Below are 26,335 nucleotides of genomic sequence, written 5' to 3'. Positions count from 1 at the left end.
TGAATGACCCATGCGCGTAACGCAATCGATGCTCAGCAGTAATTTTTTACGGAATGTAAGCAACAGCTATGAACGAATGGGAAAATATCAGGAGCAACTCAGTACAGGTAAAAAGGTGACCAAACCCTCGGATGATCCTGTTGTGGCAATGAAGGGTATGAATTATCGCACAGAGCTAACGGAAGTCCAGCAGTATCAGCGTAATTTAGGTGAGGTTCATACGTGGATGGACAACTCCGATGCGGCCATGGACAAAATGACGAAGGCCCTTCAAAGGACAAGGGAGCTGGCTGTTCAGGCCAGTAATGATTCGTATGAAGAAGGCCAGCGTGCAAATATTGCCAAAGAGGTGCGCCAATTAAAAGAGCATCTGATCGATTTAGGAAATACAAAGGTGAATGACAAACATATTTTTAATGGGACATCCACTACGAATCCCCGGTTTGATAAGGACGGAAATCTGGATACTGCAAATGCAAACAGTGCGGCGGTAAACATTGAAGTATCAGATGGTGTGAAAATTCGCGTCAATACGAACCCATCCAATATTTTCGTTGATTCCGAGAGTGGTCAATCCATGATGGAAGCCCTGGAAAACTTCGCCACAGATTTGGAAAGTGGAGAAACCGGAGAAACCGGTGACCAATTAGATGACCACATTGAAAACATCGATGGCTTCATTAATCAGGTGGTCAATGAACGTGCCAGTCTCGGGGCCCGGATGAATCGTGTTGACATGATTGAGAATCGCCTGAACTCACAGGAAATCACCACTACCCAGGTTTTATCGGACAATGAAGATGTAGATGTGGAAAAAGTGATTATGAACCTGAAGTCGCAGGAAAGTGTCCATCGGGCAGCTTTATCCACAGGGGCCCGGATCATTCAGCCGACATTAATGGATTTCTTAAGATAAGAGCTATCTGCCTTGATCAGATAGCTTTTTCCATATCTGAATTGGGATTGTGAGGGATAAACTTGAACATACCACAAATACGTATTCAATCACAGGATGCTAAAATCCAGCTAAATAAAACCCCTGCTGCACAATCAATCGAACAGCGAAAGGCGACCCTGTCGATTGAACAGCCGAAAGCGGATATGCAAATTCAAAAAACACCAAGCAAGCTCTCAATTGATCAAACACAGGCCTGGCGGGACATGGGCATGGTGAATCCTGTTGAATTTGCCAGAAACTTGGGCCAGGACGGACGTCAGGCAGCTATGGAAGGAACCGCACGCCGGGCCCGTGAAGGCGATGAACTTATGAAAATCGAAAATGGTGGCAACCCTATTGCCAGTCAGGCCAAACGAAATGCATATGAACCGATGAAGGAATTCAACATCGGCTGGATTCCATCACATAACGCAGTGAAAATTAACTTTGATCCAGCTGAGGTAACGACAGAATTCAAACGGAACGAACCAAGTATATCAGTGCAGCCGCAAAAGCCCATCATCAATTATCAGCCTGGTTCAGTGGAAACACAATTGAAACAGCATGCGGATTTGCAAATTGATTTTGTCTCCATTAAGGTTTAGAGATAAGAGCTCAAATTCTATAAAAGAAGTGGTGTAAAATGAAAATTGATACGTTATATTTTGGCGAAATAAATATTGATCAGGAAAAGGTGATTACTTTTGAAAATGGCCTGCCGGGATTCCAGGACGAACAGGAATATACGCTATTAAACCTGCCCGACAATCAGGCCTTTCAAATTTTGCAGTCTGTACATACACGGGAATTGGCGTTTGTTTTAACCGTTCCGTATTTTACTTATCAGGATTACGAGTTTGATTTAGATCAGGGAACCGTCAGTCAATTAGAGATTGAAAAACCAGAGGATGTTACCGTTTATTCGATCGTGACATTACATGATTCTCTGAAAAATTCCACCTTGAATCTGCAGGCACCTGTAGTCATCAATGTGAAAAATAATAGGGGAAAACAGGTCGTTCTAACCGATACAAATTATAAAACGAAGCACCCACTCCAGCCAGAAAGTGAGGGACAGGCCCATGCTAGTACTCACGCGGAAAATCGGTGAATCCATCCAAATTGGCGATGACATTACTATTAAAGTTGTTGGCGTGGATGGGGATCAGATCAAACTTGGGATTGATGCTCCTAAACATGTGGATATCCACAGGCAGGAGATTTATCAGATGATACAGGAAGAAAATAAGGCAGCGAGTCAGTTGACGAGAGGTGTGATTGATTTACTGTCGGGGAAATAGTGCAGGCTTGATATTAATGTTTTTAAAGGACATTAATATCAGGCTTTTTATTTGGACGAAAAAATAAAAAAAGGCTCTAAAATATGGCTCTAAAATATATGTTGGGGTACAGAAAAAATTCAGACAAATAAAAACACGCAATCTCCTAATTTTGTTAGACTTTGTTTAGACCAATAAACAAACAACCACAAAAAGGAGATGCGTGCAATTGAATTCTAACATTTCTTTACCAGGATTAGAAGGGTTTATCATTACCAAATCATTCGAGAAAGATGGATATTACCAACTTCATGTGGAACTGGAGCGTGTACCCCACTTATGTCCTTCTTGTAAAGAGGTAACGGATCGAGTTCATGATTATCGTATACAAAAGATTAAACATAATCAAATCTTTGGTAGACGAACAGCCTTATTTTACCGGAAACGTCGGTATGCTTGTGAAAATGAAAACTGCGGTAAACGATTTTATGAAGATAATTCGATTGTGGAGCGTTATCAAAGGCAGTCCCTAGAGTTTAACCAGGCGATAGGTATTGAGTTAATCAATGGTAAGAACTTTAAGGATGTAGCGGAACGCTTCGACACCTCTCCTACAACGGTTATGCGCCGTTTTGATCAGGTTAGTGCTTCGATGTTAAGCGAAACAAAGAAGTTACCTGAGGTTATTGCGATAGATGAATATAAGGGGGATGCAGGTGGCGAAAAGTATCAAACGATTATTGCCGATCCGGTTGAAAGAAAACCATTAGAGATCTTGAAAGACCGCAAAAAAGAGACGCTAATGGCTTATTTACGGGAACATGGAGATAACGTAGAGGTTGTGGTCATGGACATGAGTCATTCCTTCAAAGCAGCTGTTGATCAAGCCCTGGGACGACCGGTTGTAGTAGCTGATCGATTTCACTTTTGCCGGTATATCTATTGGGCTCTAGAAAGAGTGCGAAGGAAGGTACAAAATGAGTTTGATGATTACGATCGTAAGAAGTGCAAACGAATGCGCCACGTGTTTTATAAGCATTATGAAAACTTAACGGACAAGCAGTTATGGTATTTAAATTACTACAGGGAAAAATCAAGTGAGTTAAACAGAGCTTATCAACTAAAGGAAGCTTATCGCTTATGGTTTGAAACAGCGAAGCAATTGGCCCCGCATGGGTTAAAAGATATTAAAGAGCACTTATACCAATTTTATGATCTGGTCAGGACTTCAGGGATGAAGGAATTTGAAAAAGCGATTGAAACCTTTCATAACTGGCAGAAAGAGATTATGAACAGTTTTGCGTATAATCTACATAATGGCTTCGTAGAAGGCATTAATAATCAAACCAAAGTCATTAAACGAAATGCATTTGGTTTTAGACGGTTTAGTCGCTTTAGATTAAAGGTGTTATTACATCATCAGTACAAAAATATAAAAGTTCGGGTCGCATAAATTAGGAGTGAGCGAAGTGCTCACCCCAACATTTGACTTGGAACCATAAAAAAATTATCAAAAAGACTAAAACAAGTGGTAATCGTGTCGATATAAAAAGTGTAGTTAAATTTATTACTAAAGGCGGCCGACTTTAGTATCTACCAAATTAAAGCCACAGGGACGTGGCAAGTTAAATTTCAAGGAGGAATTTTATAATGAGAATTAATCACAACATAGCGGCGCTTAACACGTATCGTCAGTTAGGTAGTGCACAAAGTGCACAACAAAATTCAATGGAAAAATTATCATCAGGTCTTCGTATTAATAAAGCTGGAGACGATGCAGCTGGTCTAGCTATTTCCGAAAAAATGCGTGGACAAATCCGTGGTTTAGAACAAGCACAAACAAACGCACAAGATGGTATTTCTATGGTTCAAACTGCAGAAGGTGCATTAAATGAAACCCACAGCATTTTACAACGTATGCGTGAGCTGGCTACTCAAGCATCAAACGATACAAACACTGCACAAGACCGTGGTGAAATTCAGAAAGAAATGGACCAATTGACTTCTGAAATTAATCGTATTGGTAATACTACTGAATTTAATACGCAGAAGTTATTAAATGGTGGTAGTGAGAGTACTTCGTCGGTTGATATAACAACTAATGCCACTGCTGTTGAAGCTGCTAATGCAACTGTTACCGGGGAAATTAGTGATGTTACGGCAAAAGGTGAGTATGATGCAGGTACAAAAGCTTCATCAACTGCCGAAAATACTGCTGATGCTTCAGGTGATTTCTCCGGTATTACTAGTGCAAGTATAGATGTTACTGTTGGATCAACTACTTATACTATGGATAATGCTGCGATTGCAGGACTTGGTGATTTATCGTCTACAAGTGAAGCTGATTTAGCAACAGAACTAGGTAAAGCAGAATCAAGTGGTGGAGAAAAATTATCAGAAGTTGCTGATGTAAAGATTAACAGTGATGGAAAGTTAGAAATCACAGCTCAAAATGCTGCTTCTGGTACAGACGTTAGTGTGTCAGTCACAAATGCTACTGCTACTGATGGCAGTACTTCAGTAGAGGGTGTTTTTGGCTTTGGGACTACGGATGACGTTTCAGGGGCTGATGCAACACCAGAAAAATTCGATTTCTCCATTGACACACAATTTGGAGTTGGGGACCAAATTACAGTTGATGACCAAACTCTTACAGCTGTAGCTGCAGATGCAGCGTCTACAAGTGCCAATGAGTTTAAAATTGGTGAAGATAAAGAAGCAACAGCATCTAATATAGCGACTGCATTAGGTACTAGTACTAGTAATTATAATGTCTCTGAATCAGACGGTACTTTTACACTAACTCAGAAAACTGCAGCAGATCCAAGTAGTAATGAACCGACTGTTACCCTTGGAGGATCAGCAACCGCTGGCGATTATAGCTTTGATTTGTCACAACCTAAAGCAGACGATAAGATTTCAATTGATGGTGAAGAGTTTACATTTACAGATGATCCTTCACAAACCGGAGCTGGTTATGTACAAATTGGTGCAGACTCTGATGCTACAGCATCAAATCTAAGATCAGCCATTGATGGAAATGCAACTTTAAGCGGTAATTATAATGCTGCAGGTGGTTCAGGATCAACTATTAACCTTGTTCAATCCTCTGCTGATGAAACTAATGGAGCACCAGAAGTTGAAATGACAAAAGCTGAAGGAAATGGCTTTTCTGCTAATTTCCAAATTGGAGCTAATACAGGTCAAAGCCTAGGAATCGAAGTAAATGATATGCGTGCGTCTGCATTAGGTATTAGTGGTTCTGAAGATGGGTCTATTACTGTAACAAATTCTGATGGTGAACAGGTTACTGCTACTTTTTCAAGTGATTCAGATGTAACAAACGGCACTGATAATACAGGAGTAGAAGCTGGTTTAGATGTATCTACTCATGAGAATGCATCTGCTGCAATTTCTGTACTTGATGATGCTATTAATGCTGTTTCTGCAGAACGTTCAAAACTAGGTGCGGTTCAAAACCGTCTAGATCACACAATCAATAACTTAGGTACATCTTCTGAAAACCTAACTGCTGCGGAATCTCGTATCCGTGATGTAGATATGGCAAAAGAAATGATGGAACAAACGAAGAACTCGATTCTTTCTCAAGCTTCACAAAGTATGTTGGCTCAAGCTAATCAGCAGCCACAAGGAGTTTTACAACTTCTACAATAATCTATAACTTCTAGCAAGGTTTTAGTTTAGAGACCTTAGATTCTATTAAATCTAAGGTCTCTTTTTTAGATTAAACTCGGAGGAAAATGAATATGAGAATCAATCATAATATAGCGGCACTTAATACTTACCGGCAATTAGGCACAGCAAATAATGCACAACAAAGCTCAATGGAAAAGTTATCGTCAGGTCTTCGTATTAATAATACTTCTGATGATGCAGCGGGTCTCGCAATCTCCGAAAAAATGCGTGGGCAAATACGAGGGTTAGAACAAGCGCAAACAAATGCCCAAGATGGTATTTCTTTGCTTCAAACTGCTGAAGGTGCCTTAAATGAAACACATTCCATATTACAACGGATGCGTGAACTAGCGACACAAGCAGCAAATGATACGAATACAACTGAAGATCGTCAAGAGATTCAAAAGGAAATTAATCAATTGACATCGGAAATTAATCGCATAGGGAATACGACGGAGTTTAATACGAAAAATCTATTAAATGCTGGTGTAAGTGATTCTGATACTGTGAATAACATATTAGATGGAATTCAGAATAAAGGTTGGTTGACTCAAGCCGAGGATCGTATTTTTAATGAGTTCGGTTTAAAAGGGAATGGAGAAAATCTTGAAATAAAGTTAGAAACTGATTCTCCCGGTGGAACAGCAGCCTACGTAACAGGTTCGACGGGAACAACAGACCAAACCCTTACCATTGATGTAAGTGACTTCACTCCAAGCTCTGGTAATAGTGGGGATAATGGAACGGGTGGGGCAGGATATAGTGATCGAATTTTAGCCCATGAAATGGTTCACGCAACAATGAATTCGGAATTTGGTGTAGAAGACACAATTGAAATGGCAAGTTGGTTTAAAGAAGGTTCAGCTGAGTTAATTCAGGGTGGAGACGAAAGATTAGAGGGTTACATTTCAGATGGTGTAGGTGGTCTTGATTCTGATAAGGTAGATGATATGGTTTCACATGCAACAGATCTTTTAAACGGTGCTGAATGGAATGGAGACAGTAAAGATTATGCAGCAGGATATTTAATCATGAAATATGTTGATGATCAGGCAACTGGAACGATGGCAGATCTAATGGGAGATATTAAGTCATCGGTAGGTGCTAAGACAGGAAGCGAAGCGGTTGAATCTGCAATTGTAGGTAATACTTCAGCTGCAGATTTTAGTGCCTTTGTATCTAATTTTTCCTCATTAGATGCAGCTGCACTAGACGGTTTTATTAACTTTACAGATGGTGCAGAAGCAGATACGGGTCCTATAGGTGGTTCTGATAACGGAGGTTCCGCTCTTACTGCTGAAAATGTCTTTGATAACACAACAGGTGTTACAGAAGGTCAAGTTTCAAAGAATTTTAATGCCACTCTACCAGATGCAAGTGATGTATCGTCAACTATTAACTTACAAATAGGTGCTAATACAGGACAAAGTATGAGCATCAATCTAAAGGATATGCGTGCTGATGCTCTAAATGTTAGTGGTGGAGCAGGAGAAGAAGTTACTGCAGAGGATGGCGAAACAAAAGCATACTATACGGAAATTAATAATTCAGATTCGTCTAGCGGTGTAACAAATGGGACGGATAATGAAGTGGTAGAATATGCCTTAGATGTGTCTACCCATGAAAAAGCGTCCGCAGCAATTGAAGTTTATAATGATGCCATTGCGAAAGTATCATCTTTCCGTTCAGAGCTAGGGGCATCACAAAACCGTCTTGAACATACAATTAATAACCTAAATACCTCTGCAGAGAACTTAACTGCTGCTGAGTCTCGTATCCGTGATGTAGATATGGCGGAAGAAATGATGGAACAAACTAAGAATTCAATTCTTAGCCAAGCATCACAATCAATTTTGGCTCAAGCCCAGCAATTATCACAAGGAGTACTACAACTTCTACAGTAATTGTTGGCAGGGCGTCTTATCTAGTAATAGATAAGAGCATAACTAGGTGAATTGCTGGAACTTCCTAAAACTCTTTTCATCACAACGTAGCTGGAAATGGCAAGCGTGAAGGTTCAAAAAGGAAAGAGATACATGGATAATCAGCAGCCAAGCTCCTGTGCAGAAATGCTGGATAAGGTTCAACGACTAGAGAACACGGTCTAAGGTAAAAACTATGACTATGAATCTCGTAGGGTGGCAACAGCCATTCGAAGTGCCTAGCCCCACAAATGAAACAATGGTGGGTGAAGATATAGTCTATTCTATGATTGAAAGACATAGCGGCAAAGCAAGCCAACCAACAACCACAAGGAGTACTACAGTTACTTCAATAAGGTTAAATTATATAGAAGAGACTCTAGTATAGCTAGGGTCTCTTTCTTTATTAAATTCAATTTTTGTAGGGAGACACGGGAATGGATAATAACCATCAAGAACATAAAAATTTCTTAGAAATACAACTGCAATGGTGCAAGGAACAGGATAATCTATTAGAACAAATGGAAATAAAACTTTATGAAATGAGGAAAATAGCAGAATACGCTATTGAACATGACCTAACAACAATAGAGTCGATTAGGCTAAATGCCAAAATGGACATCTTGAAAAGTGAAGTGCTTGATTTGCAACAGCAATTATACTCAATTCTTCAGTAATAATAAGAGGCTTATTTTAAGCACTTTCGTCTTCGATCTTTGGCTCAGGTTGTACATAAGGCTTTTTATTTTTCATAATACTAAACACAATATTCACCAACCGTCGCTCCACATACACCATTGCTTGTTTCTTCTTTCGACATTCTTTCGCATACTTATTATCTTTTGACCAGAACTGTTCTCTACAGGCACTATTCCTGCAATTTTGGCTAACTTTGCACTGTTTGGAAACCGATTAATGTCTCCGATGTTTGCGATAAGTGTAGCAGCTATAATGGTGTCTATACCACTTATGGTTTTAATAGGATAATTTGTTTCCTGAATTAAGACGTCTCTAGCTTTTCTTTCAATTTTTCAACTTCGTCTTCAATTTGGTTACAAAGTCTATATAAGAGCGAATGAGGTCATTACGTTCTTGCTGGTATCGATTGTCCCAATAGCCACTTTCTTTCACTTCTTTTATAATTTCCTCTGCTTTATTCAAAGGGGCACTTTTGTTATATTATTGTCTTAATACATTTTTGTTCATCTATATTTTTTAGAAATATGGTGATGGAAAGTTATAAAAAAATCCTCTAGATGTTTTACTATTTAAGTCCTTGAAAAAAGATTTGTAGCTTGGATAATGATGACTAACAAGTTGTGTAAACTCACTTTAAAGTTTGTAGCCATATTCATATAATTGTTTCGGCTGTTTAATGTTTGTTTTAGGCCTTTCCATAGGCCAGTAGAATCCCTTCTTCGCTTACCAACCATTTTGTTGATGGAGCGCAAGGGTCAAGCGCTTTTGGCTTGACGCTTAAGTGACATCAACTACGCTTTTGGAAGCCGAAGAAGGATGTAACTCTTTGTTACTCTGAGAGACTCTAGCCTTACTCTAATTCGAAAATGTTCTCGGTTTCTAAATCCGTAAGAAATCCGTTTTCTATTTTTGATTTTGTGATTCGTACCTACTGTTTTGGCATTTGTATAGGGTAACCGAAAATATTCTAGGATATGAATTTTCCATGTATCCAGCGTTTTTGTATACTCATGAAACGCTGAGAAAGGGCTCATCCTTGCTTGCTCAATCCAAGTATTTAAAAATGCTTCAGCCTCTTCATATGTTGATTGTTCATAGAAGTCATAAAACCATTCTTTTAAGTAATAAGCATGAGCGATTTCAGGTGATTCCTCATGGTATTCTTTCAGCTTTTGATGTTGTTTTTCGGTTAGACGAAAAGGGCTCTTTAATAACGCAAATCTACCCTTTTTAAGTCCTTTAATCTGGGCATTATGAGCTTTTCTGACTTGATCAAAGGCGTGATTCACTTTTTGAACTACATGATACTTATCAATCACGATTGGGACATCTGGATATAATTGTTTGGCTACTTTATGGAATGGCCCCCACATGTCCATGACAAGGGTTTTCAACCCTTTGTCTTCCAAACTTTCAAGGATCTCTAGAGCTGATTGATATTCACGGTCTGTGCCCATTTCATGGACGTTACCCGTTATAATATCTGTCACAACGGTTTCGTAACGGTGGCCTTTTCGAACGGCAACATCATCGATGCCAACTACACCAGAAGTTTGTTCATCTTGTATTTCATTCTTTGCCATTTTGTAACAGATACGTTCGATTGTTTTGTATCTCATCGCCAATTGACGGCTCACATAACTAATCGTTGTATCACGACATTGTTCAAATATGTGTTCCTGCAATCGATAGGTTTGATGGCTTCCAGATGGTACAGATGATAAAGGTTCACTAAACACTTCCTTGCAGTTCTGACAACGCTATCGTTTGACATGAATGAGTAGATGCAAATGTTTATGAAATAGATTCATATCCCTTACTCTTCGTAGACGTTTGTCGTGTCGTTTAAGGTTTGAAAAACCGCAGTGAATGCATCGATTTGGTGGTTCGATCGTTTCCACCTCTAGTAGTATTCTTTTTTCTTGAATGGTCTGTTTTAAAATCATAAATTCCGGCAATCCTAGTGGTAAACTTATATTAGTTTGCACTCGCTATTTCCTCCATTTCATTGATTGGTCTCTATGAAAAGGATTGCCAAGAAATAGCGGGTTTTTTCATGTTTATTGTATATTTTTCACAGAAAGTGACGATAAATCATTTTTAATAAATCGATTAATCCTAGATTTTCAAATGTTGAGAAGTTCTCTTTTGATAGAATAATCTTTCTAGGTACGTTTGAATGAGTATCTATTTTTAAGTTGCCGTCATCCTGATACCTATGTCAGTAATCCGATTAAAATACTGATATAAATAGGGAAAAGGAATAATCTTTTTGCGATTGTTATACTAGATAGACTCCAGTTCAGTAACCATAGATGACGTTATAGATAAAACATAGAAACTTTCTGTAAATCCGTATTTTACTTGGTTGTTTTACGATGCTTCGGTTGGTTTAAAGGTATAGATTTTTCTAGTTCATCATAGCAATGACATACCCATTCAACATCTTTACAGGTATGAGTGAACTGAAATCTTGGCTTTCTACCTTTTTGTTTTGGTAATGGAACCATCCCCAAGCAGTTTCCCCATCATTTTAGATTTAAATGCATTATCAGCAGCTAGCTCCCCCCTCTCTACAAACGTGTGTTCCTATAAATATAATATACTTTGTCAAAAATAACTCAATTAATATATTTATAGATGTTGACAGTTTTTACATTAATATATCCAATCTGAAATGAGAAATTTTAAATCGCGAATCTCCGTTCTATTAAGTTAAATTGATTGATAAAATACAATATAAACACAAACTAAAGATTTCTGAGTAATTGCCGATATTCATAGTAGAAGAATACACGGAATGATAACCTGAGGAGTGAATCATAGATGAGCGATATGCGAATCGGTGGACTGGCAAGTGGTATGGATATAGATAAGATGGTGAATGACCTGATGAAGGCGGAGCGGATGCCGCTTCAAAAGATGGAGCAGGATCAAAAGTGGATGACCTGGAAACGGGACGCCTATCGGGAAATGAACACGTCATTGTTTAATCTTGATCAGATGGCCCTTGATTTAAAAATGTCGGATACATTTCAAAGTAAATCGACCTCATCCTCAAATTCAGCAGCTGTGACGGCAACAGCCAATACCACAGCCACAGAAGGGAACTACAATATACAAGTCGAACGTTTGGCTACTGCCGCTATTAATGTAAGTGATTCAGGGATATCTAAGCCTGATGGAGAACAAATTGATCCGGATAAGTCTTTGTCATCTCAGGCGGATAAGTTTAAAAATCCGATTGAATACGGTGAGTTTGAAATTGTTACCTATAATGAAGATGGCAATCCCAATGATCCGTTAACCGTAAATGTAACAGAGGATATGTCTTTAAACGATGTTTTAGGCGAAATTAGTGATAGTGATATTGGGGTCAGAGCCTTTTATAATACAGAATCAGATAAAGTTGTGCTGGAGCGAACTGAAACGGGCAATTTCAATCAGGATTCAAGCCGGTTTTTAGGGGCCGAGATTGGTTTTAATGGTCAGACAGCTTCGTTTCTATCTGACACATTGCAGGTGAAAAATGGAAATTATAACGACGCAGAAGGAAAATGGGAGCTGAATGAAGATGGGGGTCAGGATGCAAAATTTACGTATAATAATGCCCTGACTATTGAGACACACAATAACCAGTATAACTTAAATGGCGTAACTTTTAATTTTCACAATACAACCGCAACCTCGGACCCTGATGTTTACAACAATGTAAAAGTGTCTGTCACGAATAACACAGATCATGCCGTAGAGAAAATCACGAAATTTGTTGAGAAGTATAATGAAGTGATTGAAAAGGTTAACGGCAAGCTGACTGAGGATCGTTATCGTGACTATAAGCCGTTAACAGATAAGCAGAAAGAAGAAATGGATGAAAATGAGATAGAGCTGTGGAATGAAAAGGCAAAAAGCGGTCTTCTGAGAAGTGATAGCATTCTTAGTAACAGTCTGTATGATATGCGCAGTGCATGGTATGGGAATGTAGATACGGGCAGCAAATTCTCTCAAGTTGCCGAGGTCGGAATTGAAACGACCAGCAACTATCTTGATGGCGGTAAATTAACGATTGATGAAGATAAATTAAGGAATGCCATTAACGAAGACCCTGAAGCTGTTCAAAAGTTATTTAACAATGATGTAGAAGGTGAGTCCAGAGGGATTTTAAATCGGCTGGAGGACTCTCTTCAAGGGGTTAGAGACAGAATTTCCGAACGGGCAGGAAAGGGCGGTCAGACTCTTCAGCAATATACGATGGGAAGAAGACTTGATGACCTGAATGACCGGATAAGTGCCTTTGAAGATCGACTCGTACAGGTTGAGGACCGCTACTGGAGCCAGTTCACTGAAATGGAAAAGGCCATTCAGCGGATGAACTCCCAATCAAACTATCTCATGCAGCAATTTGGATAATAGAAGTCAGTAATAACAGGGGAAAATTTATGAATATAAAACCAATGTTAAAGTGAGCGTTTAGCTCACTTTAACTATTTTCAAGCATAACTTTTCCAGTAAATGATCTCTCTCCTCTCAAAAACTACTGAAACTACTCTTCCTCAGTTTTCTCGCAATTTATGTTGAAAATTAACCCTTCCCGCATGTCACAAAATCATCACATTTTCTTTTTTATATACTTTAAATCAATAGTAAATTTTACCGATATTGACATTGTGCCTAATCAAAGGTTCATTCAAAAACTACATACAATGGGACAAGGAGGCATGAGGATTGACAGAAAAGCAATGATCGCCGCAAAAATCCAGCAAGACTATACATAATAAAGGAGCCAGACAACAACTATGAAATTTTTATCATCAATGAAATCCAAAATGATTATATCCTTCCTGTTAATCACTCTCATACCAATCGTCATTATTGGATTAACGCTGAGCAACAAGACAGCAACAGAATTGGAAGAATCTTTTAAGAGTTCGACACAGTCACAGGTTCAGCTGATTAATGAGTCGATCAACACCTATTTCGAAGGGGTTGAGGAGAATGTCAACCTGCTGGCGGATCATGCGACCATCAGGCAGGCGGATGACAGCATCACCACCTACATAAACGCAACGAAGGCTAATGGAAATATCACCATGACCCCGTCTGAAAATGGTGGTATTGAAGCTGAGATTTTTAATGTGTACAAGAATTTTGCCGCCTCTCACCCGAATACAGCTTATGCCTACATGGGGACGGAGGATGGTGGCTATGTACAATGGCCGGAAGGGGATACAAACGAAAATTATGATCCAAGAGAGCGTCCTTTCTATAAAAAAGCTATGGAGAACCCGGGTGAGGTTGTTCGGACAAGTCCGTATTACTTTGCGGCCGATGACTCCGAAATTATCAGTACGGTCCGGACCATTGAGGATGAAGAGGGTAATGTGATTGGCATGCAGGGACTTGATGTGAGTCTTGAGGGTCTCACGAGCATGGTTGAGGATATAAAGGTTGGAGAGACCGGCTATGTCATGCTCGCGGATGCAGACGGGACCATCCTGACGAACCCGAATAATCCTGAGACCAATTTTAAAAACATCAGTGAATTGGATATTCCTAAGCTGCAAAACATAGCCAGCATGGATGACCAGACGCTTGAGGGGAACATTAATGGATTGCCGCATTTCATGAATGTCTTTACCTCTCCGGAAACCGGCTGGAAGCTTATCGCCGTTCAGAAAAAATCAGAAATTGGGGATAAGGTAAACGAAATTAATACTTATATCCTGATTATATCAGCGGTGTTTGCTATTATGGCGGCTATTTTTGCTTATATAATGGCCAAGCGTTTTTCCAATCCGATTTTACAGGTTGTCGGCCATCTGCAGACCATGGCGTCCGGTGATTTTTCCGAGGAAGTCCCTGATAAGCTGGCCCAGCGGAAGGATGAAACCGGAACATTGGCTAATGCTCTGAAGACGACCCAAAGCAGTGTGCGCAGCCTGCTGAATAAAGTGCGTGATTCTGCACTTACCGTGATTGACTCGTCCAAAACATTAGCTGAAAGCACGGAACAGACACGTACAGCCACGACTGAAATTTCACAGGCCATTAACCAGGTAGCGACAAGTGCATCCGAACAAGCAGAGAACCTTGAGGATGGCGAATCGAACCTGCAGGCGTTAAATGAGCAGATTGAAAAAGTATCCAATGAAAATAACGTCATCAATGATTTAACTGCGCAAATGAACAGCCTGAAGGAAAGTGGTCTGACAACCGTTGAGGACCTGATGAATAAAACGGAGGAAAACCGTGCATCCACGGATGAAGTGAGTCAGGTAATTGATGATATGGACCAGCTATCTCAGGAAATAGGAAACTTTACAAGTACGATTTTAGAAATAACGGACCAGACAAATCTCCTGGCGTTGAATGCATCGATTGAAGCAGCGCGGGCTGGTGAACATGGGAAAGGATTCGCTGTGGTTGCGGATGAGATTCGCAAACTGGCGGATGAATCTGCGCAGGCTGCCGATCAGATTAAATCGATTGTCAGCAAGGTACAGAGCCAGTCCAGACAAGCTGTAGAATCCATCGATAAAACGAAAGGCTTCACGTATGAGAATGAAGAAAAAGTCAATGCAACGAAAGAGCTGTTCAATGAACTATCCACCATTGTTCAGACCTTGACGGAAAACACAGGAAAAGTATCCGACTACTCGAACACGATGCTTGCGAAAAAGAATGAAATGACCGATGTGATTCAATCACTTGCGGCTTCCAGTCAGGAAACGGCATCCAGTTCTGAGGAAGTTTCAGCATCAGCGGAAGAGCAACTGTCCGTCGTTGAAGAGCTGAGTAACCATTCCGAAAATGTGAAAGAGCTGGCTGAATCCCTGCAGCAGGAAATCGGGCGTTTCCGTGTTTGATGCTACAGGTGACGGGCTCTATACATGTTTATTGGATTAGAATCTATTAAATTAGATTCTAATCCTTTTTTTAATTTCTTTTCCTCAACATCTTCCATTTCTAACCGATATATATATATAGGCACCTATTTTCTGAGAGGAAGGATTTATTACATGAAATCATTAAGAAATCAATTTTTACTCATTACACTATGTCTAACATTCTTACCAACAATCTTATTGTATTCTATTGGTAAACAGGAGATTTCCATTTTAATTTTAACGCTGAGTATCGTTTTGTCACTTTTGATCATTGCAATAGCATTTGTATTTTTACATAAAAAGGTCATGCAACCCCTTAAAAATATTCATGGTTTTTTAAGCGATGATAAGCAGGAGACGGATATTAACTTGCATCGTTCCTTACCAAAAGAATGGAAGGATCTTTATCAGGCTGTTCAAAATCCTGAGGTACGTCCACAAATGGAATCGGCTATTGCACCAGACACATTGACTGAATTGACATCCATCCAAAGTGAACTGGCCAGTACTTGCGAAAACCAAACGTATCAGGAATTAAGCGCTAGTGCACAGGATGTTTTAAAAGGTGGAAATTTACAGTCAGAAAATGTGGATAAAAGCATCCATTTAATGACAGATATCGTGGATCGGGTTTCGGATATTTCCCAAACGACTCAACACGTGACGGACTACGCCAACGATGCCCTGAATACTTCTCAGGAAGGCAGTTCCTCCATAAGTAATGTCATGAATCAAATGGAATCCATCGATGCACGCTTCCAACAATTGTCAGATGTCATTATGAGATTAGATAAGCATTCTGGTGACATCGGGGATATTATCAATGTTATCACGGGTATTTCAGAACAAACGAACCTGTTAGCTCTAAATGCCAGTATTGAAGCAGCAAGAGCAGGTGAAAATGGAAAAGGCTTTGCAGTAGTGGCAGAGGAAGTTCGAAAACTGGCAGAAGAATCAGCCACATCAGCGAAAAAAATTGAAGAGTTAATTCAAGCTATACAGACCGAATCTAAAAACAGTGTGAAGTTTATGAAAGAAGGAAAAACCCAAGTCACAGCAGGTCTTGATCTTGTTAATCAGGCCGATCACTCATTCGGTAAAATTGAAAACACAATCAATCATTTAACAACGCAAATTGAAAATGTATCCAGTTCATTGCAGGAATTAACAGCAAGTACAGATGAAGTTATCAATATTACACAGCTTACGAAAAAGTTCCAGGAAAGCGGCAATGAGAAGATTGAAAGTGTTGTGGAGCTTGTGGAAGCAGACAAACAATTATATGACAAAATTGAGGAACTCCATCGTCAGTTAGGAGCCATAACTTCAAGGTTGGGTGCGGGTTCGTCCATTTAAAGAGAAAGAATTCTATCAACCTTTTACTATTGAAAAGGAATGATAAAGAAGAATAGGAGTTTAGTCAATCATGCAACATAAAAATTTTTACACAAATGCTTTAAAATCCAGTTTTTATCAAACAAAATTTGCGAATGAGAATCCGATGAGTTGGGATAATTTACCTGTCACTACGAAAGAAGAATTACGTGAAGTGGAACCATTGGATCTATTAGGTACTGATTTCTCTCAGGTAGCCACCTATCATGAAACTAGTGGTACAACGGGAACGCCTACACCAAGCTGGTATTCTCATAATGATGTGGAAAAAGAAGCTGAAACGATTATTAGATCTGAATTAAACTTAAATGAGCAGGATTTAGTTTTAACCCGACTTCCATTTGCTCTGGCCATACCAGGTTTTATTATGTATTGGGCCTGTCAAAAAACAGGTGCTGGTCACTTAGCAGCAGATAAACTACTGCAAATTACACCAGACATTAGAGTGATTGAATTGATGAAGCGAACGGAACCAACCATTCTATGTTGTCTGCCTTCAGAAGCAGAGAAGTTATATGAAGTTTCCAGACAGGCTGGAGCGGAAAATCCTTCACCTAAACTTAGAGCTCTAGTACTGGCTGGGGAACTTATCTCACCAGCTCGAAAGGCACATTTTGAACGTCTATGGGGAGTTCCAGTGTATGGACTGTTTGGAAGTACGGAAACAGGGGGATTATATACAACCTGTGAAAACGGAAATTACCATATGGACCGGGAAGATGTCATCATTGAGATTGTAAATGAACATCATGAACCACTTGGAGAAGATAAAAAAGGGTATTGTTTAATTTCAACAAAAAGAGAAGGAATGCCTCTGGTTAAATATTCTAATCAGGATATTGTTGAAAGAAAGCAGAGCAGCTCTTGTGGCTGTGGCAATTCACATCCTGTTTTAATGCATTATGGCAGACGCTCTGATGAAATTCATTATCAGGGTCAAACGATTTCCCTATATGAACTTCAGGAAATGGTGTATACCTTAACTTATGTCCCTGTGCGCTGGCAAGTAAATGTATATAAGGATCGATATGAATTTGTCTATCAAATTGTTGGGGACAAACGTGAAGCGACCAGAGCAACGATTGAAGAGGAATTGCAGGCAAAATCAGATATCCCTTTTCAAGCTCGTACAGAGGAATTGATTGATGAGAAAACCTTGCTGGACAAGCCGGCATGGTCGAAGCATTCGTTTATTAATAAATATGAATAGATTTGCTGAGGTTGTTTTTTAGTACACTAAGGGAATCATTGGAAGTTATCCTTTTATCTTTACGATGAGTCTATTATGATGATATCAAAGGAGGGTTTACATATGGATATACCTGCTATGTCAATGGGCTTAAACCATGCAGGCCTAAAACAGGATGTAGGGTTATCGCTCATGAATAAAACGATGAATCAGGCTGAATCTAAAGGTCAGAACATGATTAAAATGCTGGAAGAATCTAATGTGAAGACGATGCAGCATGCGGCCCAGCCTCATTTAGGAAGCTCAATTGATGTAAAAGCTTAAGTAAGCGAAAACGTCCATCTGCTCAGCAGATGGACGTTTTATTATTATATTTGAATGGAGAGTTTCTTTCGACAAAATTCGGGTGGTGACAAACCCGGGTGGTGACAGGCACCTATTAAAGTTTAAACCGCTCGACCAGGTTCCGTAATTCATCGGATAGTTTGGATAGTTCATCTGAGCTGCTGGATACCTCTTCCATAGAGCTATTGGTCTGCTGTGCTGATGCCGATGCTTCTTCTACATCAGATGCCGTTTCTTCTGAGGAAGTGGCAATTTCCTCGATGGAAGATGTCATTTGCTGACTGGCAGAAGCCATGTTGGATAGGTGATTGGCAACGGTATCGATACTGTCTGCCATTTCCTCCATAGCCTGGTTGATTTGGCTAAAGGTCTGCCCTGTGTTTTGGATTTGACGGGTACCTTTTTCAACTTCAGAATAGCCATTTTCCAAGGATTCCACAACTCCGCTCGTTTCGCCCTGGATGGTTCCTACAATTTCCGTAATATCCGTCACGGAATTCGCCACCTGCTCGGCCAGCTTTCTCACTTCATCAGCTACAACGGCAAACCCTTGTCCATGTTCTCCCGCCCGCGCGGCTTCAATGGCTGCATTTAAGGCCAGCAGGTTTGTCTGTTCAGCAATATCACGAATGACGGTCACAAGCTGGGTAATCTTCTGTGACTGGTGGTCCAATTCCTGAACCTTTTCTACGGAACGCTGCACAAGGGTATCTACATTTTTCATTTGCTGTACGGATTCTTCCATAAGCTTAGCGCCGTCTTCCGTCATATGTAACACATGGGTTGAAGTCTGTTCCATCTGCTCCCCTCGTGAATTCGCCTCCTGAACATTGGAGGTAAATGATGTGGCATTTGAGGATAAAGTCTGGACATGGTTGGCTTGTGTTTCAGAGCTTGAGGCGATTTCCTCCATGGTAGCGGCGATCTGCTCTGAGCCCTGCTTCACTTCATCCGCAGATTTCGTTAATTTATCACTCTGATTGGATACGGTTTCAGTTACAGAATGGATTTTTTGCAACAGCTCCCGTGTATTTTCGTTCATTTGATTCGTAGCCTTGACTAATTGCCCAATTTCATCATGGGATTGAATGTCCAAGTAGTCATGAGATAAGTCCCTGGCCGCAATCGCCTTCATTCGATCCATCACTTTTGTAATCGGTTTTGAAATGCTGCGGGATGTCAGTAAAGCTACGATGATACCAACGATGATGATCACGATAGCCATAATGCCGCCCGCAATCCACACTGTTTGTCCGGTCGCTATAACGGATGTTCCGGATTTTTCAATCACACTCTCCTGGTTGGCCCCCATTTCTTCAAAGTTTCTCATAATCTGCCGGGCTCCGGGACTAACCTGTAAGTTCATGATATGCATGGCCTCTTCTTCATTGCCATTGTCATAGGCCGTAAAAACATCTGCAATTTTCTGATCCCATTCTTTCTTCTTATTAATAAATTCCTGTGCCTGCTCAGAATCCGTGAGGGACAGCATCTCTTTTTCCAGTTCCTTATTGATTTCCATCAGTTCGTTATAGTCCTGGCGGGAGGAGCTGTCGTTATATAATAAAAAGCTTCGTAAGGATAAGGTTCTCTCTGCGATGTTATAAGCCATTTTTTCACTAACTGTGAGTAAGGGTAAATCCTCATTCAGGATTTGTTTTACTTCCTGATTCGAGTTGTCCACGGCAACAAAGTTATAGCTGCTTAGGATGAGGACAAGGACCATAATAATGGAAAACCCAAATAATATTTTGGATTTTAATGTTTTGAATCGAAATCGAATGTTAAACGGAAATTTTTCTTTCATCTTTACACCTCATTTTCATGCTGTATTTGCTGTTCGTGTACTATTCGGTACATGGATATACAGAATATGTCAGCAGAAGGAATGGAATAGGTCTATTTTCTCTCACAAACATCCTTAAATTTCCTTTATATGAAACTTTTAGTCCACCACTAAAAGATTAAGATTTTTTCATAAAAACGTCAAATTTTTAAATTCTGCAGTAAAGATTATTAGTTTTTCTTTTGAGTGGGCTAAAACTATTAAAAAAATTACCGATATAATGATTAGAAATAAAACTGAGGAGTTGCTGAGCATGGATGTAGGTAAAGTTTTATCTGGGTCCCAACTCCTGCAGCGGTCCGAGCATCATATGAATATTTCATCAACTAGAGAGAGTACCAATGCGGATGGGAAACGTAGTGATGATCAAAAAGCAGAGGATTCATATGCAAAAACGTTAAGCCGTGAAGAAGCAAAGCACATGATTGAAGGATTAAATAAGTTTTTAGAACCAACAGATACCTCGATTCGATATGAATATCACGAGAAACTGGAAGATTATTATGTGACGATTGTTGATGAGAAATCTGATGAAGTCATCAAAGAAATTCCACCTAAGAAAATGCTGGATATTTATGCAGCCATGGCGGAATTTATGGGATTTATTGTTGATGAAAAAGTATAAAGTGAAACTTCCATCAGTGGGGTTTTCTACATCCCCCACGGATGGTTAGTTGAACTTATCAGGTTTTACTGGCCGTTTATCCCCCACATAGTCTTGTTGGGTTACCCTCAAAACTTGAAGTGGGGTATTACGGCCGGTTAATACGTGATAGATAGCAAGAAAGCCGCTTTTTTTGAAATACAAAAGGTGGCACAATGGAATGAGAGAAGGAGGACCTTACCGTGGCAAATCCATATGCAGCTAAACAGCAGGCCTATCAGAATAACGCTGTCAACACCGCATCACCAGGAGAGTTAACCTTGATGCTTTATAATGGCTGTCTCAAATTCATAAGACATGCCAAAAAAGCCATGAATGAAAAGAACTATGAGACAAAAAATACAAATATCCAAAAAGCCCAGCGAATCATTCAGGAGTTAATGGTAACCATGGATCCTGAAAGCGACATTTCCGATCAGGTCATGCCGCTATATGATTACATTAACCGTCGTCTTATGGAAGCGAATATCGAAAATGACCCTGAGATTTTAGATGAGGCGTCCGAGCTTGTGACAGAATTCCGGGACACCTGGAAAGAGGTTATTCAGATCACCCGTCAGCAGCAGTATGGCCAGGGCGGGAATGCTTAATGAGCGCTGTAAAGGAACTACATACAATCACCACAGACTTTTACAATTATCTTTATCAGCAGGAATTGGACAGAGATCAGGAATCGTTACTGGAAAGCCTGACTGATTTCCTGAATAAGAGAGAAACGTTCATGAATCAGATCAAACCTCCTTATACAGATGAGGAAAAAAAGCTGGGGAAAGAGATCGTTCGTATGGACCGTGAAATTGAAGATTCTTTCCAGGAGCAATTTACCCAGCTGAAAGGATCCATGAAGCAAATTCAGAGTCAAAAACGAAACAACCAGAAATACATTAATCCTTATCAAAATGTATCCACAGTCGATGGGATGTTTTTTGATAAAAGAAATTAGGTGAAATGGTGGCAAATTTAGAAGTACAAGAAGTGGAATTCCTGCAAAAATATCATGAACTGCTGGAGGGGATGAGTGAAGCCCTGGAGCATCTTGGCCAGATGCCGGATGTTGGAGAGTCCAGTATAGCTGAAACTCTTTTTGCCGATTTAGTCAAAGGCATGCAGCAGCTTCATGCCAGTCATGATCAGCTGGCCCCTCTGCTTAACGTAGAAACCCTTGACCAATTCGACAGGCTCGTCCAGTCCATGTCGAAATGGTTTGAGCAGGATGTGGATAAAGCGGCTCTATTATCCAATGAAGTGATCCCTGCTTTTCTTGACTGGAAACAGGATATGGATGATCGGATTGAGCCTTTGATTGCGCATTAAAATCGAATAGATAAAGAGTTGCAAGCCCCTGTCATGATGAGTTCGTGTCAGGGGTTTCACTTAAGGAAGTGTGGGGTTTGGAGACAAGGAAATCAGACGGTGTTCGACAAAACGTGACACAAGATCCTCACAAACAAACTTTTTCGTTTATAGAGGAATTTTAGGGGGAATGGTAGAATAAACAATACATAAGGATGAAAGGAGGAACTTCTTATGAACTTTAACATAAGAGGCGAAAATCTTGAAGTTACAAATGCAATTCAGGAGTATGTAGAGAAAAAGATCGGCAAGCTGAAAAAGTACTTTGACAGCAAAATCACTTCTGATGTGAATGTGAACCTTAGTGTTTATGAGGGAGAACAGCGCATTGAAGTAACGATACCTATGCAAGACCTCCTATTACGAGCTGAAGAACATCATTCCGATTTATACGCGGCAATAGATTTGGTTGTAGATAAACTTGAACGTCAAATTCGTAAATATAAAACAAAAATCAATCGAAAATTCCGTCAGCAGGGCGCACCTAAATATGTCTTTGCAGAAATGGAAAAAGAGATTTTTGATCAGGATCAAGCATACGAAGAAGACGACGATTTTGAAATAGTACGTACAAAGACATTTGACTTGAAACCAATGGCATCTGAAGAAGCTATCCTCCAGATGGATATGCTTGGACATACATTCTTCGTATTTACGAATGCGGAGACAGGTGATACAAATGTGGTTTACCGTCGAAATGATGGACGTTACGGTTTAATTGAGCCCAGCTAATCAAATATATGATACATCCTTATGCTTTAGTTAAGTCCTGCCTATGTACAGGGCTTTTTCTTTTTTATCACGCATTAACTGACCGTAATACCCCCACTGATGGATGTTTCCCTTTATAGAATTAAATCATTCAGGAACGTCCGCATTCAGCTCAATCGCCCGGCGACAAGCGAGACTTCCTTCATCCTCTGGCTCTTTCGGATTCGTTTCTTTCTGCCCTATATAGATTATACAAATGCTGTTTAAAATATGTATTCCAAAAAAATACTGCCTTTTGAAAATTTGTCCAAAATTTAATTTTAACTAAAGAAACTTCATGTAATACCCCTAAAACTGACAAAATTCGCCACAAAACCGTCAAAATCCGACCCTGTTTTTTAATTTCAGCGATTTTTCTTCCTTTCCTGTTCGTGGTATAACTATTTTAACGAAAGCAAAGGAGGCGTATTCATGTCCCACCAAAGCTGCCCTCACTGCCAAAGACAAGAGAACCGGATCAAACAGCATGAAAAGTACATAGCACAACTGGTTGAATATGTTGCTAAAATGAATCAGCGTATGACCGATTTGGAAAAAAGGCATGTAAAAAAAGTTTGATTCCTCTTATTCCACGGTTTCCAGCAGGGGGCTATCCGCTCCCTGCACACCTCTCCATTCCGTTTTGAATACGGTTCCTCAATATATGCAGCCACTGCGCTGCATTTTTTCTTTTTTATAGGGTCGCAATCTATGTGCACTACGCCTTTTATTGTCATGATGAATCCTTTAGTGTTATGATGTAGTGAGGACTATTATAATAAAGTGTGATCTTACTAAATAGAGGTGCGAATGTATGCGAGGATTATTGAAAAAAGTTTTTGGCGATGGAAATACACGCCAGCTTAAAAAACTGGAAACAACAGCAGAACAGATTGAAGCACTTGAACCCGAAATCAAAAAATTATCAGATGATGGATTAAGGAAAAAAACAGAGGAATTTAAACAACGTCTCGAAAAGGGCGAGACCTTAGATGATATTTTAGTAGAAGCTTATGCCGTTGTCCGTGAAGGAGCAAGACGTGTTTTGAATATGCGTCCTTTCCATGTACAGCTGCTGGGAGCGATTGCCCTTCACAACGGTGATATCGCAGAAATGAAAACAGGTGAAGGAAAAACGCTTGCCTCCACTATGCCCGCCTATTTGAATGCTTTATCAGGCAAAGGCGTTCATATTGTTACCGTCAACGATTACCTGGCCGACCGTGATGCGAAGGAAATGGGCGAGCTTTATCAGTTTCTTGGACTAACGGTAGGCCTGAACGCGAACGGCATGTCCAAGGAAGAGAAGAAGGAAGCCTATGCAGCGGATATTACGTACGGAACCAACAATGAATTTGGTTTTGATTATTTGCGTGACAATATGGTGCTTTACAAAGAGCAGATGGTTCAGCGTCCGTTAAATTATGCCATCATTGATGAGGTAGACTCAATCTTAATCGATGAGGCCCGTACACCTCTGATTATTTCCGGATCTGCCTCCCGTTCTGAAAATATGTATCTTCGTGCGGATCAATTTGTCCGTACATTAAAAAATGAAGAAGACTATACCTACGATGAGAAAACGAAAAACGTACAGCTGACCGAGGAAGGAAACAACAAGGCTGAGCGCTTCTTCAATATCGACAACCTGTATGATTTATCCAACGTATCCCTGACTCACCACATCACTCAGGCGTTAAAAGCCCATGTGATTATGCAGCGTGATGCGGATTATGTGGTGCAGGAAGGCGAGGTTGTCATTGTTGACCAGTTCACCGGCCGTCTGATGAAGGGACGTCGCTACAGTGATGGTCTGCACCAGGCCATTGAGGCGAAGGAAGGCATGCAGATTCAAAAGGAAAGCATGACCCTTGCAACGATTACCTTCCAGAACCTTTTCCGTATGTATCAGAAAATTGCCGGTATGACCGGTACCGCGAAAACAGAGGAAGAGGAATTCCGGAATATTTACAACATGAATGTCGTTGTGATTCCAACCAACAAGCCGATTACCCGTGATGACCGCCCTGACTATATTTACAAAACAATGGACGGCAAGTTTCGTGCAGTCGTCAACGATATTAAAGAGCGTCATGAAAAGGGACAGCCTGTGCTCGTGGGTACGGTTGCGGTTGAGACTTCGGAATTAATTTCGAAAATGCTTAAAAAAGCCCGTGTTCCGCATAACGTGTTAAACGCAAAAAACCACTTCCGTGAAGCGGAAATTATTTTAGAGGCAGGGAAACAGGGTGCCGTGACCATTGCAACCAACATGGCCGGTCGTGGTACGGATATTAAACTCGGAGATGGAGTTGTGGAACGCGGCGGTTTAGCGGTTATTGGTACCGAGCGTCACGAATCACGGCGAATCGATAACCAGCTCCGTGGACGTTCCGGACGTCAGGGAGATCCGGGTATATCCCAGTTCTACCTATCTCTTGAGGACGAATTGATGCGCCGCTTCGGATCGGATAACATGAAATCCATGATGGAGCGTCTCGGCATGGATGAGGATCAGCCGATTGAAAGTAAAATGGTTTCCCGTGCAGTGGAATCTGCTCAGAAACGGGTGGAAGGAAATAACTTCGATGCCCGTAAGACCCTGCTTGCCTACGATGATGTATTGCGTCAGCAGCGCGAAATTATTTATCAGCAGCGCTATGAGGTGCTTGAGTCAGACAACCTCCGGGAAATTGTTGAGGGCATGATTCAGTCAACCGTTGAACGTGTGGTTGGATCCTATACAGCCGAGGATGTACCGGAAGAATGGAACCTGGATGGCCTAGTTTCTTACGTGAACAGTAATCTTCTGGAGGAAAATGAGCTTTCCCAAAATATGCTGAAGGGTCTTGAGCCGGAAGAGATCACAGAGCATATTATCAATATGATTAAGCAAAAATATGATGAGAAAGAGCAGGAAATTTCCTCAGAGCAAATGCGTGAGTTTGAAAAAGTAATCCTGCTGCGTACGGTTGATACGAAATGGATGGACCACATCGACCAGATGGATCAGCTTCGTCAGGGTATTCACCTGCGCGCGTATGGACAGAACGATCCACTCCGCGAGTATCAAATGGAAGGCTACTCCATGTTTGAGCAAATGGTGGCCGATATCGAGGAAGAGGTCTCCCGCTATATTATGAAAGCCCAGATCCGTGACAACCTGCAGCGTCAGGAGGTTGTTAAAGGGACTCAGGCTGTATCAGGCGGAGGCGAAGAAAAGCAGAAGAAACGCAGGCCATACGTAAAATCCCAGGCTGTCGGTCGTAATGATCCATGCCCATGCGGCAGCGGTAAGAAATACAAACACTGCCATGGTGCATAACAATTCAAGAGACACTCCATCCCCATCTTTGGAGTGTCTCTTGAATT

The 26,335-nt window shown here is 40.5% G+C and carries 23 protein-coding genes and 1 pseudogene; 20 read left to right on the top strand and 4 right to left on the bottom strand.

Annotated features, from left to right (window positions below):
* Positions 1-10: 10 nt before the first annotated feature.
* From flgL to ACZ5OK_RS14110, 8 genes are all read left to right on the top strand, one after another.
* Complete coding sequence (gene flgL, locus ACZ5OK_RS14145; RefSeq protein ID WP_343837797.1) at positions 11-916, top strand: flagellar hook-associated protein FlgL; 906 nt, start codon at positions 11-13, stop codon at positions 914-916.
* Between the two features lie 62 nt (positions 917-978).
* Entirely contained in the window at positions 979-1,542 is a 564-nt protein-coding gene (locus ACZ5OK_RS14140) for a DUF6470 family protein (RefSeq protein WP_343837795.1), read from the top strand.
* A 38-nt stretch (positions 1,543-1,580) separates the two neighbouring features.
* Positions 1,581-2,048 carry a flagellar assembly protein FliW gene (gene fliW, locus ACZ5OK_RS14135; RefSeq protein WP_343837793.1) on the top strand — a complete coding sequence of 156 codons (468 nt, stop codon included), beginning with the start codon at positions 1,581-1,583 and terminating at the stop codon, positions 2,046-2,048.
* Positions 2,020-2,238: a carbon storage regulator CsrA gene (gene csrA / locus ACZ5OK_RS14130; protein ID WP_343837791.1), complete on the top strand. Its 219-nt coding sequence runs from the start codon at positions 2,020-2,022 to the stop codon at positions 2,236-2,238. The genes fliW and csrA overlap by 29 nt, the downstream gene beginning before the upstream one ends.
* A gap of 202 nt (positions 2,239-2,440) precedes the next feature.
* Complete coding sequence (locus ACZ5OK_RS14125; RefSeq protein ID WP_464758207.1) at positions 2,441-3,670, top strand: ISL3 family transposase; 1,230 nt, start codon at positions 2,441-2,443, stop codon at positions 3,668-3,670.
* 197 nt (positions 3,671-3,867) lie between these two features.
* A complete protein-coding gene (locus tag ACZ5OK_RS14120; protein WP_343842231.1) occupies positions 3,868-5,892 on the top strand; it encodes a flagellin N-terminal helical domain-containing protein in 2,025 nt (674 codons plus the stop codon).
* Between the two features lie 92 nt (positions 5,893-5,984).
* Positions 5,985-7,817, top strand: coding sequence for a flagellinolysin (locus ACZ5OK_RS14115; protein ID WP_343842233.1), 1,833 nt, complete (start codon positions 5,985-5,987; stop codon positions 7,815-7,817).
* Between the two features lie 455 nt (positions 7,818-8,272).
* Positions 8,273-8,512, top strand: coding sequence for a hypothetical protein (locus ACZ5OK_RS14110; protein WP_343842236.1), 240 nt, complete (start codon positions 8,273-8,275; stop codon positions 8,510-8,512).
* 93 nt (positions 8,513-8,605) lie between these two features.
* On the opposite strand, the gene ACZ5OK_RS14105 is transcribed toward ACZ5OK_RS14110, so the two are convergent.
* From ACZ5OK_RS14105 to ACZ5OK_RS14095, 3 genes and pseudogenes are all read right to left on the bottom strand, one after another.
* A complete protein-coding gene (locus ACZ5OK_RS14105) occupies positions 8,606-8,806 on the bottom strand; it encodes an IS110 family transposase (RefSeq protein WP_464758798.1) in 201 nt (66 codons plus the stop codon).
* A 519-nt stretch (positions 8,807-9,325) separates the two neighbouring features.
* Positions 9,326-10,282, bottom strand: a pseudogene (locus ACZ5OK_RS14100) (ISL3 family transposase); the annotation flags it as partial.
* Positions 10,283-10,294: 12 nt separating this feature from the next.
* Positions 10,295-10,480, bottom strand: coding sequence for a transposase family protein (locus tag ACZ5OK_RS14095; protein WP_425542232.1), 186 nt, complete (start codon positions 10,478-10,480; stop codon positions 10,295-10,297).
* A gap of 880 nt (positions 10,481-11,360) precedes the next feature.
* Here ACZ5OK_RS14095 and ACZ5OK_RS14090 point away from each other — a divergent pair.
* The 5 genes from ACZ5OK_RS14090 (at position 11,361) to ACZ5OK_RS14070 (ending at position 18,329) form a co-directional block, all read left to right on the top strand.
* Positions 11,361-12,944: a flagellar hook-associated protein 2 gene (locus tag ACZ5OK_RS14090; RefSeq protein WP_343842238.1), complete on the top strand. Its 1,584-nt coding sequence runs from the start codon at positions 11,361-11,363 to the stop codon at positions 12,942-12,944.
* A gap of 404 nt (positions 12,945-13,348) precedes the next feature.
* On the top strand, positions 13,349-15,400 hold the full coding sequence (locus ACZ5OK_RS14085) for a methyl-accepting chemotaxis protein (RefSeq protein ID WP_464758206.1): 2,052 nt from the start codon (positions 13,349-13,351) through the stop codon (positions 15,398-15,400).
* Positions 15,401-15,553: 153 nt separating this feature from the next.
* Entirely contained in the window at positions 15,554-16,777 is a 1,224-nt protein-coding gene (locus ACZ5OK_RS14080; protein WP_343842244.1) for a methyl-accepting chemotaxis protein, read from the top strand.
* A 70-nt stretch (positions 16,778-16,847) separates the two neighbouring features.
* Positions 16,848-18,026, top strand: coding sequence for a phenylacetate--CoA ligase family protein (locus ACZ5OK_RS14075; RefSeq protein WP_343842246.1), 1,179 nt, complete (start codon positions 16,848-16,850; stop codon positions 18,024-18,026).
* Positions 18,027-18,128: 102 nt separating this feature from the next.
* Positions 18,129-18,329 carry a YjfB family protein gene (locus ACZ5OK_RS14070; protein ID WP_343842248.1) on the top strand — a complete coding sequence of 67 codons (201 nt, stop codon included), beginning with the start codon at positions 18,129-18,131 and terminating at the stop codon, positions 18,327-18,329.
* Between the two features lie 115 nt (positions 18,330-18,444).
* Here the strand turns inward: ACZ5OK_RS14070 and ACZ5OK_RS14065 are convergent, their stop codons facing one another.
* Positions 18,445-20,157: a methyl-accepting chemotaxis protein gene (locus ACZ5OK_RS14065; RefSeq protein ID WP_343842249.1), complete on the bottom strand. Its 1,713-nt coding sequence runs from the start codon at positions 20,155-20,157 to the stop codon at positions 18,445-18,447.
* Positions 20,158-20,449: 292 nt separating this feature from the next.
* Here ACZ5OK_RS14065 and flaG point away from each other — a divergent pair, with 292 nt between their 5' ends.
* From flaG to secA, 7 genes are all read left to right on the top strand, one after another.
* Positions 20,450-20,821, top strand: a complete 372-nt coding sequence (gene flaG, locus ACZ5OK_RS14060) for a flagellar protein FlaG (protein WP_343842252.1) — start codon at positions 20,450-20,452, stop codon at positions 20,819-20,821.
* 221 nt (positions 20,822-21,042) lie between these two features.
* On the top strand, positions 21,043-21,450 hold the full coding sequence (gene fliS / locus ACZ5OK_RS14055) for a flagellar export chaperone FliS (RefSeq protein ID WP_343842255.1): 408 nt from the start codon (positions 21,043-21,045) through the stop codon (positions 21,448-21,450).
* A complete protein-coding gene (gene fliT / locus ACZ5OK_RS14050) occupies positions 21,450-21,803 on the top strand; it encodes a flagellar protein FliT (protein WP_343842257.1) in 354 nt (117 codons plus the stop codon). The genes fliS and fliT overlap by 1 nt, the downstream gene beginning before the upstream one ends.
* A 5-nt stretch (positions 21,804-21,808) precedes the next feature.
* Positions 21,809-22,174: a DUF8042 domain-containing protein gene (locus tag ACZ5OK_RS14045; RefSeq protein ID WP_464758205.1), complete on the top strand. Its 366-nt coding sequence runs from the start codon at positions 21,809-21,811 to the stop codon at positions 22,172-22,174.
* A 213-nt stretch (positions 22,175-22,387) separates the two neighbouring features.
* Complete coding sequence (gene hpf / locus ACZ5OK_RS14040; RefSeq protein WP_343842260.1) at positions 22,388-22,945, top strand: ribosome hibernation-promoting factor, HPF/YfiA family; 558 nt, start codon at positions 22,388-22,390, stop codon at positions 22,943-22,945.
* Positions 22,946-23,395: 450 nt separating this feature from the next.
* Positions 23,396-23,542, top strand: coding sequence for a hypothetical protein (locus ACZ5OK_RS14035; RefSeq protein WP_343842262.1), 147 nt, complete (start codon positions 23,396-23,398; stop codon positions 23,540-23,542).
* Positions 23,543-23,777: 235 nt separating this feature from the next.
* Complete coding sequence (secA, locus tag ACZ5OK_RS14030) at positions 23,778-26,288, top strand: preprotein translocase subunit SecA (protein WP_343842265.1); 2,511 nt, start codon at positions 23,778-23,780, stop codon at positions 26,286-26,288.
* Positions 26,289-26,335 lie beyond the last annotated feature (47 nt).

Source organism: Salinibacillus aidingensis (assembly GCF_055393355.1).
Note: the sequence above shows the minus strand (reverse complement) of the source record. Positions and strands in the feature narration are given on the sequence as shown.